Annotated in this window: 15 protein-coding genes; 2 read left to right on the forward strand and 13 right to left on the reverse strand. The window is 64.3% G+C overall.

Annotated elements, in window-relative coordinates; genetic code table 11:
• Window positions 1-38: 38 nt before the first annotated feature.
• The 11 genes from H292_RS0121535 to H292_RS0121585 all read right to left on the reverse strand — a co-directional run bounded on the left by H292_RS0121535 (window position 39) and on the right by H292_RS0121585 (window position 9,150).
• Entirely contained in the window at window positions 39-1,163 is a 1,125-nt protein-coding gene (locus tag H292_RS0121535) for a YbfB/YjiJ family MFS transporter (protein WP_020112678.1), read from the reverse strand.
• A 27-nt stretch (window positions 1,164-1,190) separates the two neighbouring features.
• A complete protein-coding gene (locus H292_RS0121540) occupies window positions 1,191-2,441 on the reverse strand; it encodes a cupin domain-containing protein (protein ID WP_020112679.1) in 1,251 nt (416 codons plus the stop codon).
• 5 nt (window positions 2,442-2,446) lie between these two features.
• Complete coding sequence (locus H292_RS0121545) at window positions 2,447-2,701, reverse strand: hypothetical protein (RefSeq protein WP_019667678.1); 255 nt, start codon at window positions 2,699-2,701, stop codon at window positions 2,447-2,449.
• Between the two features lie 82 nt (window positions 2,702-2,783).
• Window positions 2,784-3,620: a hypothetical protein gene (locus H292_RS0121550; RefSeq protein ID WP_020112680.1), complete on the reverse strand. Its 837-nt coding sequence runs from the start codon at window positions 3,618-3,620 to the stop codon at window positions 2,784-2,786.
• Between the two features lie 28 nt (window positions 3,621-3,648).
• Complete coding sequence (locus tag H292_RS27290) at window positions 3,649-3,846, reverse strand: hypothetical protein (RefSeq protein WP_331271174.1); 198 nt, start codon at window positions 3,844-3,846, stop codon at window positions 3,649-3,651.
• Between the two features lie 106 nt (window positions 3,847-3,952).
• Window positions 3,953-4,291, reverse strand: coding sequence for a plastocyanin/azurin family copper-binding protein (locus tag H292_RS0121560; RefSeq protein WP_020112682.1), 339 nt, complete (start codon window positions 4,289-4,291; stop codon window positions 3,953-3,955).
• A 10-nt stretch (window positions 4,292-4,301) separates the two neighbouring features.
• Window positions 4,302-5,867, reverse strand: coding sequence for a multicopper oxidase family protein (locus H292_RS0121565; RefSeq protein WP_020112683.1), 1,566 nt, complete (start codon window positions 5,865-5,867; stop codon window positions 4,302-4,304).
• A gap of 20 nt (window positions 5,868-5,887) precedes the next feature.
• Window positions 5,888-7,201, reverse strand: coding sequence for a hypothetical protein (locus H292_RS0121570; protein ID WP_020112684.1), 1,314 nt, complete (start codon window positions 7,199-7,201; stop codon window positions 5,888-5,890).
• Window positions 7,198-7,896 (reverse strand): methylamine dehydrogenase light chain, encoded by a 699-nt coding sequence (locus H292_RS0121575; RefSeq protein WP_020112685.1) that lies wholly within the window; start codon window positions 7,894-7,896, stop codon window positions 7,198-7,200. The genes H292_RS0121570 and H292_RS0121575 overlap by 4 nt, the downstream gene beginning before the upstream one ends.
• Before the next feature lie 32 nt (window positions 7,897-7,928).
• Complete coding sequence (locus H292_RS0121580) at window positions 7,929-8,540, reverse strand: redoxin domain-containing protein (protein WP_020112686.1); 612 nt, start codon at window positions 8,538-8,540, stop codon at window positions 7,929-7,931.
• 28 nt (window positions 8,541-8,568) lie between these two features.
• Window positions 8,569-9,150, reverse strand: a complete 582-nt coding sequence (locus H292_RS0121585; RefSeq protein ID WP_020112687.1) for a MauE/DoxX family redox-associated membrane protein — start codon at window positions 9,148-9,150, stop codon at window positions 8,569-8,571.
• A gap of 321 nt (window positions 9,151-9,471) precedes the next feature.
• Here H292_RS0121585 and H292_RS28225 point away from each other — a divergent pair, with 321 nt between their 5' ends.
• Together H292_RS28225 and H292_RS28230 are read left to right on the forward strand one after the other, a co-directional pair.
• Window positions 9,472-10,971 (forward strand): APC family permease, encoded by a 1,500-nt coding sequence (locus H292_RS28225; protein ID WP_027498966.1) that lies wholly within the window; start codon window positions 9,472-9,474, stop codon window positions 10,969-10,971.
• Window positions 10,968-11,768 (forward strand): IclR family transcriptional regulator, encoded by an 801-nt coding sequence (locus H292_RS28230; protein WP_020112689.1) that lies wholly within the window; start codon window positions 10,968-10,970, stop codon window positions 11,766-11,768. The genes H292_RS28225 and H292_RS28230 overlap by 4 nt, the downstream gene beginning before the upstream one ends.
• A 56-nt stretch (window positions 11,769-11,824) precedes the next feature.
• On the opposite strand, the gene H292_RS0121600 is transcribed toward H292_RS28230, so the two are convergent.
• Window positions 11,825-12,112: a hypothetical protein gene (locus H292_RS0121600; RefSeq protein ID WP_020112690.1), complete on the reverse strand. Its 288-nt coding sequence runs from the start codon at window positions 12,110-12,112 to the stop codon at window positions 11,825-11,827.
• A gap of 13 nt (window positions 12,113-12,125) precedes the next feature.
• A complete protein-coding gene (locus H292_RS0121605) occupies window positions 12,126-13,832 on the reverse strand; it encodes a sodium:solute symporter family protein (protein WP_371828052.1) in 1,707 nt (568 codons plus the stop codon).
• Window positions 13,833-13,977 lie beyond the last annotated feature (145 nt).

Consider the following 13,977-nt stretch of genomic DNA (forward strand, 5'->3'; position numbering starts at 1 on the left):
CTTTACTGTGATGCAGATCTATCGAGTCGGCAGAAGCGTCAGGCTCGAGCTTGGAGGCGTGACGCTGCGACTGCGCCGATGTTGCCCAGTGCCAACACGACGGCCGCCACCACGAAGGCGGTGGAGTAGGAGTCGCCGAGCGCCGGGGCGACGACGAGGGGGCCCATGACCTGTCCGATGCCGTAAACGGTCGTCAGTGTTGCGGCCGTTCTCCCGATGGGCAGCCCGGCGGCCATGCCCATGGTCAGCATGGTGATGCCCATGAACGTGCCGCCGAAGAGAACTGCGGCGACGAGTGCGACCGCGGGGCTGTCGCTGACTGCAGGCAGGATCGCGGACACCGTCTGCAGGCCGAAGGCGGCGACGAGTGCTCGCGGCGGTGTAATGCGTTGGGCGACCGCGTGCCACAGCACGGTTGCCGGAACTGCGGCGCACCCGACGACGATCCACACCACGGGGCCGACGGACGAGCTTCCGTGTCCGCCGACGGCGGCGACGAGGAAGGTGCCGACGATGATGTATCCGAGTCCTTCGAGGAAGTACGCAGCAAGCAGAACTCGCCAGATTCGGTGTTCCTGCGTCGAGGGCCCGACGTTGCCGCTGGGCCGCCTGGACTCGGCGCGAATTTCGAGCGCGAACGTAGGTGAGATCACGACGGCGGTCAGTGCGGCGGACGCAATCCACAATGCCTGCCACGAAAGATGTTGTGCTGCAACGAGAGTGAGAACGCCGGACGCGGCGATTCCCGCTCCTACACCGCCGAACGCGATGCCGGGTGACGCGCCGACGTGCCGCGCGACGGTGCTGGCGCAGCCGAGAAACACGGCGGCGCTCGCCAGACCGGCGACGAACCTGAGTATCGAGAACACGAGGGTGCCGTCGGCGAACGCCATCGCGATCTCGCTGGCGACGAGCAGGGCGACCCAGGCACGGAACGCCGTTGTGCTGTTGAGGGTGGGGCGGAGCGACAGAAGTATCGCTCCCACGAGGTAACCGGTGTAGTTTGCCGTCGCGATGACTGCGCCGCTGCTCGGCGTGACTCCGGCGGAGTCCACCATGATCGGTAGGAGCGGGGTGAAGACGAACCGGCCGACGCCCATCGCTGCGGCGAGTCCCGCGGCTGCTGTGAGTGAGACGCGGCGGCCACCTGCGATTCCGTTCACTCGGCTAACTATACGTGCGGGAGCAGATCACTCCGACGGCACGACGATGCCCTCTTTGAGTAGCCGTTTCACCACCACCAGCGCGCTGTCGGGGTCGAGACCGCGCATGTCCGCGACACGGCGGGGTTGTCCGCTGCGGAGATCGTCGAGTGCACCGGCGCACTCGTCGGGCAGGGAGATCGTCTTGTCGCGAAGGCCGATGTGGATCCGTCCGTTGCTGCGGGTGATGCGAGGGCACAGCCCCTGCCTCCATCGGATCACGGAAGCAGCGTCGAGGGCGGCGATGAACGCGACCGTGCGCAGCGGATCGACCGGTGCCGGTCGAGTGATCGCGACCAGGCGCGCGGCCAATTCGTCGGCGATCGCACGGCGGGCATCCGGATCCGATCGGATGCGTTCCAATGCCGCTGCGACGTCGTCGAGTACGCGGTCCACGTGTGGTGCGGTCGAGTCCGGATCCGTCAGGTCCAGTCCCGCGGGCAATGGCTCGCGGATGCGCGCGTCGTCCTGGAGCGCGCCGAGAACGCGATGTGCGATGTCGTAGTTGTTGAACGACGCCACGCCGATGGTGAGATGAATCGTCGTGTCGCCCAATGCTTCCGCGGAATGAATCCATCCCCGCGGCAGATAGAGGACGTCACCCGGCGTCAGGATTGTGTCGAGGTACGGCGTGTTGCTGGCCTGCTTCTCGACGGCTTCGCGCCGGTCGGACCACGGTTGGTTCGACAAGGGATGCGTATGAACGGGAGGGTGAATCATCCACCGCTTCTCGCCACTGATCTGAAGGACGAACACGTCGTGCACGTCGTAGTGCGGCGAGAACCCCGTCGAGGCGGCGGGGGTGATGTACGCATTGACCTGACTCGGATGACCGAGGTCGTCCACCAGATCACGGGTGAAGTCGATCAGCGGCGGCCACAGGCGATGAAGTCCTTGCAACACCAGCGTGTGTCCGTCGGCGAACGCGGACAACACCGCGGACGAGTCGAGCTGATCCGGCATCTCGGCCCCGAAGCCGGCCGACGACGTGAACTCGGACTTGTCCAGCAGCGCGCCGTCCTTGGCCATCCGTGCGAAGGGAGTGCGGACGCCGCGGTGCGACACCAGCTCGTCGACGTCGGACGGAGTCAGCAGATCCTCGAATGTGCGGTCGAGTTCCGAGGCGCGGGTGAGCAACGGCGTGCGCCCCCACACCTCGTCGGAGAAAGCGCGCTCGGGAATGGATATCAGACGACCGAGCGCGGACCGGAATTCCGGTCCGCGCTGGTCTGCGTGCATGTCGCTCAAGCCGAGCCGTCCGCACCGCCGTCGTGTCCGTTCGGGTTGGAACCGCCGTCCGCGGGTCCTTCACCCGGACCTGCGGTGCCGTCGGCTCCGCCGTCGTGGCCGTTGGGGTTGGATCCGCCGTCTGCGGGTCCTTCACCCGGGCCTGCGGTGCCGTCGGCTCCGCCGTCGTGGCCGTTGGGGTTGGATCCACCGTCAGCGGGGCCTTCTCCGCCGGATCCGCTGGTGGTGATGTCGTCGTCGTTGATGCTCATCGAAAACCTTCCGGTCGACCTGACTTCTGGGAACGAGGGGCTGTCCCCGCTCGAAGTCGTGGATTGACGGTTCGACGGGCTTCTAAACAATCCCCACGGTGGCGAAGGCAGCGAGACCGATCAACACAGCGCCGGTGATGGCCTGGACTCGCCGATCCACGATGCACATCAAGGAGAGGAAACCGGGCATCGAACCGCCTCGACGGGTGTACAGCAGGGCGAACAGGCTGGGCATGCATCGACCGAGCGATACCGTCACGAACATCGCAGCCCCCAGGGCGGGCGATCCCACAGCCGCTACTCCCAGTGCCAGAAGGTAGTACGCGCTGGACCTGATGTAGATCAGGAAACCAGGTCCGATGATGGCGCCGAACAGCAACGACACCTTCCACGGTTCCATGCTGCGTCGAAGGTGCCGAGGGAGTTGCTGTCGACGCATCGGTGTCGGCATCTTCAGCAGTCCCGTTTCGTGCAGACCGTAGGCCAACGACAGCGCAGCCCACACGCCGAGCACAAGCGCGACGGGCACTACGCCCAGTACGAATCCGCCGACGGCGCCGAGGGCGGCACCCGTGATCGACCCCGTCGTCACGGAACCCAGTGCGTGCCAGGCGAGCCGACGCGCAGGAGTCGACGCACCCCTGCGTCCGGGCTGCTTGGGCGCCACGACGACACCGGCGACGGACATCCCGCACGTCGACCAATTGGCCGCAAGAGCGGTGATCGCTCCCGCCGCGACGACCGCGCCCGTCAGGCTTGCTGCCGGCGTGGGCGAGAACACAAGTGCTGAGCCTGCGCCGAGTGCCGCGGCGGCGGACGCGAGAAGGGTGCGGCTTCCGAGACCTACCGACGCCCTGAGCGGCGGCCTGATCTGCGGCATATCCTGCTGCAGTGCGGTGTGATCGATCATGGTGGTCATCTGTTACCTCCTCGGTGCATGGCTCGCGTCAACCGACGTGAACCGTTCCGGACATGTACGGGTGAATCGAGCAGTGGTACTCCACGTCACCAGGCGTGTCGAACGTGAATCGAAATGTGCTGTCGCCGTTGACACCACTGTCGAAGACACCGTCGGCGTGAACCTCGTGAAGAAGTCCTCCATCGTCGAACTGCCATTCGACGGTGCCCCCGACGGGAACGAACACCTCCTGCGGTTCGAATCGACGTTGCTCACGAGCACGGTCGCGTCGATGTCGGGTTCGGACGCACACCCGGAGGCGAGCAGCAGAATCGAGATCGACACGGCGGTTCTCAGTCCTCGACGACGACGGTGCCGAGCATCATCGGGTGCGGGGTGCAGTGGTAGTCGAATGTGCCTGCCTCCTCGAAGGTGTAGGTGTAGCTGCCCTCGGTGAGCAGTTCACTCTTGAATGTCTCGTTGCTCGATTCGACGACGTCGTGGGGTAGCCCGTTGTCGTCGAATACCCACTTGACCGTCTCGCCCTTCTTGATGGTCACCGACGCCGGGCTGTAGCTCATGTTCTCGACGCGGACGGTGGCAGCCGGCTCGTCGCTCCCGGAATCACTGCTGCAGGCGGTGAATCCGAACAGGGCCGCCAGCGCGAGTGTCAGAATCAGAAATTTCTTCATGGGTTACCTCTCATCGGATGTACATCAAGTTGGCCGTCATACCGGCTTCGAAGTGGTAAGCGTTGTGGCAGTGGAACATCCACTCGCCAGGGTTGTCGGCGTCGAATTCGATGGCGAGCGATGTGCCGGGCAGTACGTTGACGGTGTCTCGGCGGAGTCCGCCGTACTCGGGCACCGCGAACGTGTGACCGTGTGTGTGCATCGGATGCCACATGGTCGACGTGTTGTTCATCGTGATTCGAACGCGTTCACCCTGTTTCATCACGAGTTTGCCTGCGTCTGCCCCGGCCATTGCCCACACGTACCGGTCGCCGGCCTGCAACAGGTCGACCCGATAGTCGCGGTCGGGAGACTTGGGGGTCAGTACGGTCTTCGCGGCAGGACGCAGCGAGCTCTCGAGCACGAGCTCGCGGCCGAGTTCGGGGATGGACCCTCCCACATCGGGATCGGTCAGAGGCGCCGCATCAGTAGTGCGCAGCACCGTCGACGCATATCCCGGGCGGCCCTCCACCGCAGCGACGATCGGCCATGCACCCGACGCCACTGTGACCATCACGTCGTAGCGTTGCGCCATCCCGACGAGGATGGCGTCGGCCTCGGTGGGCACGACGTCGTAACCGTCGACCGCGATGATCGTCATACGGTGACCGGCAACTGCGAATCTGTACGGCGTCTCCGCTCCCGCGTTGACTATGCGTAAACGCAGGCGCGAACCCGGTGCAGCCTCGACCACTGCGGGGTCGTTGGGCGGTCGACCGTTGATCAGGTGCATCGGGTAAGCGATGTGCTGCGTCATCCCGCCGAGCGCCTGCGAATCTCCGTGGCCTGTCGACGTCAATGCAGTTGCAACGGTGGCTTCGTCGGCGCCGACAGGAATCGGAGCGTTCGCGCCGCCGTGTCCGGCATGGCCACCGCCGTGCAGATCGGGGTTCAGTGCAGCCATGACCGCGTCCGGGCTCGTCCCCATGCCGTCCACCCAGTCGTCGAGCACGAGGACGGCATCGGCGTCGGCCCCGGATGTGTCGTCGGGATCCTCCACGATCAGTGCACCGAACAAGCCGCGGTCGGCCTGAAGTCCGGAATGCGAGTGATACCAATATGTTCCAGGATCCGGTGCAACGAACGAGTAGTCGAACGTCGAACCGGGCACGATGGCGTCCTGCGTTACCGGCGGCACGCCGTCCATGTCGTTACGGATGCGGATTCCGTGCCAGTGGATGCTGGTGTCGGACGGCAGCGAGTTCGTCACCGACACGCGCACGGTGTCGCCTGCGGTCGATCGGATCTCGGGAGCGAGCGCACCGGTCCCGTAAGTCCAGGTGTCGACGAACCGGCCACCCAGGTCGACGGTCCCGAACCCGGCAGCAAGTGCGTACGCAACCGTTCTGCCGGTGGACGACCGCGCAGCCTCCGCTGCTGCGACCTCCGGGTCGGTGGGCTTGATGTAGTCGAGCTTGTCGGTCGTGCCGGATGCAGCGTCCGACGAGGAGCTGCATCCGGTCGCTCCGAGTACGCCGATTCCCGCCAGGCCGACGCCTGCTGTCGCCAGGGACAGGAATCGGCGTCGGCCTAGCATCAACCGGGGGTCCGGTCGAGTCACTCCATCACCTCGGGTGTGATCAGGTCGGTGATCGGCGTGACGGCGCCGTCGATGTCCACCGAACTGACCTGCGCGCCGGTCGAGGCGTCGAACCCGACGAGCTTCTGTGGTGCTTCGCCGTCGACCTCCTGCCCGTCGCCGAGTACGTAGAACGTCTTGCCGTCGACGCTGTACGCCATGGACGAGAAACTCTCGATACCCATGTCCGCCAGGGCCAACGACTTCACCGGTGCAAGGTTGGCGGCGTCGAAGAGTACGACCTTGGCGACGGACCCCCCGCGCGCGGAGTCCGGATGGACGATGCTGTCGGTGTAACTGATGGCAATTCGGCTGGCGTCGGCGTTGACGACGTTCTCCGAGAACCGTCCCGACGGGTCGCCCGCGTTGCCGATCGGCGGAACGGTGTCGGTGGGCAGTCCGCCCGACACGTCGAAGAGGTACACGTCACCGTTCTCGCTGACCAGCAATGCCTTCTTGGCTTCCTCGGCGAACGTGGTCTTCCGGGCACTGACGAAGTCGTCCGGTAGCACCTTGTCGCGTCCGACTTCGGTCGGTACGCCGTCCTCGCCGATGTTGACGTGCAACAGTTCCCGGGTGTCTTCGCAGACGCTGTACAGGTCGTGCCCGACCATCCAGGTGAACGGGCCGCACCCGACGATGCGGATGGCACCGGATTCCGTGCCCGCTTCGAGGTCGACGACTCGGATTCCGTACAGGCCGTCGTCCCAGCTGACGAAGTACTTGCCGTCGGAGGTGACCGCGTTCGATCCTTCGCGGGAGTGCACACGGGCAACGTCGGGGAGCGAGGCTTCCTTCGGCTCGAGGAGATTCCCGGAGTAGGTGCTCACGGTGAAGTCCGCTGCTCCTCGTGATCCGCGTGGGCGCCACACTTCGGCGGCGATGACGGCGGGGTCGCTCGCGCTGTCTCCGACGAATCCGTGTACGACTGGATCCCAGATGCCTGGTCCGACCGTGATTCGTGTCGTGACTTCACCCGTTGCCGGATCGAGCGCGTTGACGGTCATCTCGAGTTTGCCGAAGCCGCCTTCTATGCCGAGGATCTGATCGGCGCCGATCGGGGTGATCTCTGCGACGTGCAACGGTTCGGGAATCTGGCCGGTGATCTCCTGGTCTTCCTCCCCGAGGCCGATCCCCTCACCTGGAACGGTGAATTCGACGGTGGGGTAGGTCACCTCGGTCGACGATGCGGACTCCTCGGTGTCCTCGCTGGAAGAACTGCAGGAGGTGACGGCGAGCAGTGCCGCGACCGGAACGACCGCGATGGCTGCTCTGCGGCTGTGTCGTGTCACGAGCCCGCACCCACCTTCGGGCGCGCAGCGGGGCGTGCCTGGCAGTCGGCGCCGACGATCGGAGCCATGGTGCAGGTGTATGCCTGAGACTCGTCCGAGACACACCAGATGATTTCCTGGTCGTAGCTGCCGCTGACGGGGTTGTACATCGATGCTTGCATGTCCGGCTCGCCGCAGAATGCGTTGGAGCAGCTGGGGGCTCCGCAGCAGTCGTAGTACGCGATGAGGTAAGTCTTTCCGTCTGCCGGGTTGGTGCAGCAGCCGACCCAGAACTCCGCGCCGGGCTTGGATCCCGGTGCGCACGTGGTCAATCCGCCGCCTTGACATGCAGCACAGGACGTTCCGTCCATCGAACACCAGCGCCAGTAGTCGCACTCGGCCGGGTTGCTGCCGTCGTACTCGGGAACCTGGGGCTCCGGGGTCGGGGCCGACGGTGTTTCTTGGGCGTACGCACGCGACACCGGGAGCGAGCTGACGATGGCCACTCCTGATGCGCCGAGGGTCCAGCGCCCGATACGGGAGATCATCGATCGGCGTGAGACACGCTCGGAAAGCTTGCGCCCTGATCGACTCGCGAAACTACCGCCGCGGCCTGCCATCCACTCGGCTTGCTCTGCGACGACGCTTTCGTCAACGGGATATCGCTGTTCGGTGGGGTTCGCGTGATCGCTGTGGTCGTGGTCCTGATGATCCATGTGTTCTCCGTCCTTGTTCGGTTGGCGAAAAATCAAGCGACGCCGCGGTTGGCAGCGGCCTGGGTGTGAAGGTGCTGCAGGGAAGGTGTGCCGGATTCCAGTGCGTTGAGCAAGCTTTCGACCTGCGCCATGTGATTGCACAGGCCCTTGGCCTTGATCTTGCCGTGCTCGTCGAGCATGACTCCGAAGGGAGTGGTTCCGACCTGGTAGGCGATGCCGACGTCGCGTCCGTCGACGTAGCTCATCTCACTTCCGATGCCGGCGCCGGCGAGGAATTCCGCGTGTTCTTCCGGCGTACCGTCGGAGATCACGACGATGTCTACGTCGCTCTCGCCCTTCGCCATTGCCTTCATACCGGGAAGCAACGACTTGCATGTCGAGCACCCTGGTGCGGTGAACAACAAGAGCTGTGGACGGTCCCGGTGGCCTGCGACGCTGACCGTTCGCCCGACATGATCTTTCAGGCCGTGGAACGTCGGGCCGACCTGCTCGATCTTGGGTCCGGTGTCCATCATGCGGGCGCCCAGAGGACCGAGACGTACTTGTACGCGCCCGATTTCGCGGGCGAGCCCGAGAATCATCAGCAGAAGTCCGACGACGGCCGCGGCCAGCAGGACGACCATGGTGGTGAGGAAGACGGTCATGAGGAGTGGGCCTTTCGAGTGGTGGTGGTCAGTAACGGCTGATGGTCGAGACGGCGCGCATCTCGATGGCGGCGTTGGTCAGGTAGTCGTCGATGGGGCGGCGACCGAACGACATGAACGAGCGGACGTACAGACCGACACACACGACGGTCACGGCGAACACGCCGACCCCTGCACCGGTGATGCGTTCCACGACGGTGATGGAGGGAGCGAGCGCAACAGCCGAACCGGCAATCGCGAGCGTTGCTGCGCGCGTCGAATGCCACCACCCGATGTGTTCGATCTCGTCGGTACCGCCTCCGAACGCGAAGCACCCGCAATCGAGTTCTCGACGTCCGCGGATCAGGTTGATGGTCAGGCCGACGAAGAAGGCCGCGAACAACAGTGCCGACAGCGACCCGGTCAGGGCCGGAACGATACCGAGGATCAGCGCGATCCCGAGAAGGATCTCGACGTACGGCAGGGCGCTTCCGACCACCGCGGCCATGCCGTCGGGCAGGACCTTGTATCCGCGGACGACACGGATCATCCGCGCGCGGTCACGTACCTTCGGAAGCCCGGCCACCAACAGAACCGCACCGATCACGCTGGAAAGAGCTGCCCAGACCATCGTGCGCCCTCACTTTCTCCTTGCACCGACCCGAGTTGTTCGAGTGGTCGGTTCACAGCATGGGAGTGCGATGCGACGCGGTTGCTTCTGCTGCGTTACGTGCTCGTCTGCCCCGTGTGAAACAAGAAACCTCGGGATGCCCCTGGTAGACGAAGCGCCGGCGGTGGGGAAGTGGCGCAGGACACATAACGAGTTCGCCCGGCGCAGATTCTTCGGTGAGATTCTCACTTGAACGTTGCACAACCGTCATCGACGAAACACGGGTGCAACCGGGTGGTCGTACATTTCTCCGGACAGGTCCACCTCTCCACCAGGATGCACATGAACACAAGCGCACTGAGCGCAGCTCTACGGGAGGCCGCGCTCACCGAGCGGCCGACCGATGTCGTTCGGTCACCTCTGAGCGCACTAGGTCGGAGGCAGCTGACGCCGTTCGACCTGGTCGGGCAATCCATGTCGACGATGGCGCCCGCGACGTGCATGGTCTTCATCGCGTTGTGGATGTCGTCGGCTCACAACGGGGTCGGCGGGATGGCCGCGATCGTCGGCGCGACCCTCGTGATGGCTCTGGTGTCGCTGTGCATCCGTCAGTTCACCTGCAGGCTCGCAGCGTCGGGTTCGTTGTACAGCTTCGTGGCGCACGGACTGGGCAAGCGTGCGACTCTGACAGCGGGAGCCGCGTTGCTCGTGGGATACGTCGGAGTGTCCATCTCGGTGTTGTCCAACGCGGGTGCCAACCTGGTCAAGCTGGGCGACGAAGTGGGGCTCTCGTTGCCGTCATGGTCGTCGACGGGCGCCTGTGTGGTCGTGGCGGCGGCCGTCGGACTCGTTGCGATCCGGGGTGTTCGCTTCGCGGCGCGAACGATTCTCGTCATCGAGGTGTGCACGTTGGTGCTCATATCCGTCCTCATGCTGCAGGCACCTGTCGAAACAGCGGTGGGCACCTCGTCCGCGTCCGCGCCGATCGGGTTCGTGCTGTTTCTGGCAATGCAGACGATTCTGAGCCTGGCTGGGTTCGAGAGCGCCGCGTTTTTCGGTCCGGAAGCACGAAAACCGTTGCGGACGGTGACATCCACTGTTCTGGTGACGCCGATGCTCGTCGGGGCACTCTACGTTTTCGCGGGATGGGCAGGAATGACCGGACACGCGGGAGTGCTGCTCGGCGCGTACTTCGGCGGCACCGAGTCCGGCGCGAGCGCAGCTCTGGTGTTGGCGGTGAACGTCGGAGTGTGTTCGTCGTGGATCGCGTCGACTCTCGGTTTCGCGCAGGCAGGTTCACGTCTGCTGTTCTCGATGAGCCTCGAACGAGTCATCCCCGGAATGTTCGAGCGTGTGCACGCGAGATTCCGTACGCCTCACGCCGCCGTCGCCCTCTTCGTCGTGGCGTCGTTGATCGGTTCTGTGTGGCACGACCCGGATCACGCCCCGGACAACTACGACGTGGTGGTCGAGATCGCGCTCATCCTCGGCTACACGATGCTGGCCGTAGCGGCTCTGCGTTTCCTCGAACGCATCGACGAACACACCGCCTTCACCAGATCGTGCGGGGTACTCGCCGCCGCGGCCGGTGCGGGTCTGCTGGTGGTCACCGTCATCGACACCGGTCGGCTGGGCGCCTGGCTGTACATCCTCTGGTGCGTCGGTCTGGCGGCGTCGGGATCGGTGTGGTTCGCGATCCTCCGTCGTTTCCGTCCCGGAAGTATCGATGCCATCGGCGTTTTCGACAGCGTGCAGACCGAGGATCTTTTGCCGGGATCGGCATCACTCGAAATCGACGACACCGGTCGGCCCGTCCTCACGCCGAGTCCTCGCGGGCGGTGACCGTGGCGACCGAACGACGTGAGGCGTTGGGTGCATCGGGCCGGGCCGAGAGACAACGAGGTTCGGGGACGGGCTTCGGAGGACAGCAGCCGAAGGCTGTTCAGAAAGCGCTCGCGATGCTCGAGGCGGTGGCATATCTCGGAGCGGGCGTGACCGCCAAACAGATCGCTGCACACACGGACGTGCCTCCGGCCACGGCGTATCGAATGCTCAATTACCTCGTCGCCGACGGCTTCCTGGCGCGAACCCCGGACCTGTCGGGTTTCGCATTGGGTCGCCGGACGTCCGAACTCGCATACGCGGCGACCGGCACCGAGCCGGTTCGTTCCGTCGCCCAGGTGGTCGACGCCATGCGCGGCGAGACACGGCACGGCTTGTACGTCACATCGTTTCGGGGTGGAACATTGCGGACCGTCGACACCGATCCGGATCACGAGGTGGTCTCCGCAGCGACGATTTCCCGAAACCTGCACGCACACGCTGCGGGCAAGCTGATGTTGGCCTACCGGCCTCGGTGCCTGGACGGCCTCGAACTGAGATCCGTCACCGCTCGTACCGTCGTGGATGGGTTGTCGTTGCACGCCGATATTGCGCAAATCCTTGCGGCCGAATTGTCGTTCGAGAACGAGGAATCGCGCATCGGCCGAGCGGCCCTCGCGGTTCCGGTCCGTGATGCGGGGTCCGAGGTCGTCGGCGGTCTGTGTTTGCAAGGAATTGCGGGCCGAGTATCGCCGGACAACGACGCGCTCGTGCGTTTTCTCAGAGCAGGCGCGGCCGAGTTGAGGGGTCTGTTGTGACCCTGCGGGTGAGTGGGGACGTGTCCGTCGAGACGCGTCCCCACTCACCCGGGGCGCTATTCGCCCGGTGCGTCGCCCACGACTGCGGGACGGGCGATTGCCCAGCCGCCGAAGATCAGTGCGATTGCGAGCATCACCAGTCCGACCCACAGGTTGGCGCTGGTACCGACGCTCATGTCGACGACGTTGTTAGACGGCGACGAGTGGGTCTTGTTACCGAAGACAGATGGAAACAGGCCGGCGAGGGTCAGCAGGATCCCGTAGATGCCGAGCAGTGCGCCGATGACGGAGCGGATGTCGAACAACCGCGCCACCAGGCCGGGATTCTTGTCGGGTGTAGTCATTTCCGGTTCTCCTCTAGTGGAAGACGATGTTGAGGACGACGACGAGGCCGAGCGCGAAGCCTGCCAGGGGAACCGGTCGCTTGTACCAGGGGTTCGTGGCGTCTTCGGGGTCGGTGAACATGTCTCGCGGAGTTTCCGAGTAGACGAATCCGACGAGTTCCTTCACCGGTTTCGGCTGTGTCACCATGCTGACGCCGATGCTGACCACGATGTCGACGACGAATGCAGCCGACGCCGCGACGAACGGCATGCCCTGTCCTGGAAGGTTGATCACGCCGACTTCGGACAGAATGAAGACGAGGACCGCTGCCGACGTGCCCGAGACAAGTCCGATCCATCCGGCTGCGGGCGTCATCTTCTTCCAGAACATACCGAGGATGAAGGTGGCGAACAGGGGAGCGTTGAAGAACCCGAACAGCGTCTGCAGGTAGTCCATCAAGTTGGAGTAGCCCGACGCGATGAGCGCGGTGAAGATCGCGAGAATCGTTGCGGCGACAGTCGCGACGCGACCGACGGTGATGTAGTAACCGTCCTCGCGGTTCTTGACGATGTATTGCTGCCACAGGTCGTAACTGAAGACGGTGTTGAAGGCGGAGATGTTCGCGGCCATACCTGCCATGAAGGCAGCCATCAAGCCGGCGACGGCCACGCCCAGTAGGCCGTTGGGGAGGATGTCTCGCATCATCAGCAGCATCGCGTCGTTGTACGTGATGTCGCCGGTTCCGTTCTCCTTCAGGTTGATCATGTCCCCGATCGCGGCGGCAGCGATCATGCCGGGGACCACGACGACGAAGGGCACCAGCATCTTCGGGATCGCACCGATGATCGGTGCGCGCCGCGCTGCGGACATCGAGCTCGACGCCATCGCGCGCTGTACCTCGACGAAGTTGGTCGTCCAGTATCCGAAGGACAGGACGAATCCGAGACCGAACACGATGCCGATCACGGACAGGATCGGTGAGTCGAACCCGCTCAGCGCTTGCCCCGGCCACGACGAGAGTTGTTCTCCCGCCGATGCAGTGACGGTGCCGTCGGTGACCGTCGGTACGACCTTGTCCTTGAGGCCGGACCACCCGCCGATCTTGATCAAACCGATCACCGTCAGCGGAACCAGGGCGGCGAGGATGACGAAGAACTGCAGCACCTCGTTGTAGATCGCTGCGGAGAGGCCACCGAGGACGGTGTAGGTGAGCACGATGGCTGCGGCCACGATGAGTGAGACCCACAGTGACCATCCGAGAAGGACTTTCACGACGGTGGCCAGCAGGAACAGGTTGACGCCCGCGATGAGAATCTGTGCGACGGCGAAACTGATGGCGTTGACGAGGTGGGCTTTGGTGTCGAATCGTTTGCGCATGAACTCGGGGACGCTGCGCACCTTGGAGCCGTAGTAGAACGGCATCATCACGATGCCGAGGAACAGCATCGCGGGGATCGCACCGATCCAGTAGTAATGCATGGTGGCGAGGCCCAGCTGGGCGCCGTTCGCGGACATGCCCATGATCTCGACGGCGCCGAGGTTCGCGGACACGAAGGCGATGCCGGTGACCCACGCGGGGAGTCTGCGTCCCGAAAGGAAGAAGTCCAAGCTGGTGGAGAGCTGTCGGCGGGCGACGTAGCCGATCCCGAGAACGAACACGAAGTACACGGCGATGAGCACGTAGTCCAGCGCGTTCGTGTTGAACGAAAGCACGCCTTCTGCCGCAAGAGTCGACGTCACGCGTCAACCTCCCTGGTTGAGTGAGCTGGCTCACTGGTGTGAGCGATGTGAACACAAAGTAACAGGTTCAAACAATTACGTACATCCGTTCCCGCATTTGTGTCCGGTTCTGTTTGGTAATGTTCGATTCATCAAGGTCGCTGGT

The organism is Rhodococcus sp. 114MFTsu3.1 (assembly GCF_000383555.1).
Taxonomy (GTDB): Bacteria; Actinomycetota; Actinomycetes; order Mycobacteriales; family Mycobacteriaceae; genus Rhodococcoides; species Rhodococcoides fascians_E.

Excerpts from the sequence above, each read along its gene's own strand:
- H292_RS0121545 (WP_019667678.1), bottom strand. The coding sequence starts at position 2,701 with ATGAGCATCAACGACGACGACATCACCACCAGCGGATCCGGCGGAGAA.
- H292_RS0121565 (WP_020112683.1), bottom strand. The coding sequence starts at position 5,867 with ATGCTAGGCCGACGCCGATTCCTGTCCCTGGCGACAGCAGGCGTCGGC.
- H292_RS28225 (WP_027498966.1), top strand. The coding sequence starts at position 9,472 with ATGAACACAAGCGCACTGAGCGCAGCTCTACGGGAGGCCGCGCTCACC.
- H292_RS0121575 (WP_020112685.1), bottom strand. The coding sequence starts at position 7,896 with ATGGATCATCAGGACCACGACCACAGCGATCACGCGAACCCCACCGAA.
- H292_RS0121580 (WP_020112686.1), bottom strand. The coding sequence starts at position 8,540 with ATGACCGTCTTCCTCACCACCATGGTCGTCCTGCTGGCCGCGGCCGTC.
- H292_RS0121550 (WP_020112680.1), bottom strand. The coding sequence starts at position 3,620 with ATGACCACCATGATCGATCACACCGCACTGCAGCAGGATATGCCGCAG.
- H292_RS0121560 (WP_020112682.1), bottom strand. The coding sequence starts at position 4,291 with ATGAAGAAATTTCTGATTCTGACACTCGCGCTGGCGGCCCTGTTCGGA.
- H292_RS0121585 (WP_020112687.1), bottom strand. The coding sequence starts at position 9,150 with ATGGTCTGGGCAGCTCTTTCCAGCGTGATCGGTGCGGTTCTGTTGGTG.
- H292_RS0121540 (WP_020112679.1), bottom strand. The coding sequence starts at position 2,441 with ATGCACGCAGACCAGCGCGGACCGGAATTCCGGTCCGCGCTCGGTCGT.
- H292_RS0121600 (WP_020112690.1), bottom strand. The coding sequence starts at position 12,112 with ATGACTACACCCGACAAGAATCCCGGCCTGGTGGCGCGGTTGTTCGAC.